Annotated in this window: 1 pseudogene; it reads left to right on the top strand. The window is 67.3% G+C overall.

What is annotated here, in order from left to right:
* A pseudogene (locus ACZ3GY_RS24135) lies at nucleotides 1-186 on the top strand (4-coumarate--CoA ligase); the annotation flags it as partial.
* Nucleotides 187-266 lie beyond the last annotated feature (80 nt).

Below are 266 nucleotides of genomic sequence, written 5' to 3'. Positions count from 1 at the left end.
CCAGTCGGCTTTTACGTGCCGAACGACGATACCGAGACGGCGGAAATCCTCGCCTGGACCAACGCCAAGCTCGGCAAGACGCAGCGACTGTCAGCGCTCCACCCGATCGATGTGCTGCCGCGCAGCGCAATCGGCAAGGTGCTGAAGCGCGAATTGCGCGATCGGCTGGCGGGCGTGCCGGCATGACGCCGATCGCCCGCATATTGGCCGGCGCGGTTGCCGGCGAGGACGGCCTGCGCCTGACCATCCCCAGCGACTGGATGCAG

It is taken from the genome of Pseudomonas sp. PME37.24/006 (assembly GCF_055556635.1).
The sequence above is the reverse complement of the archived record's forward strand: the minus strand, read 5'-3'. Positions and strand labels throughout refer to the sequence as shown.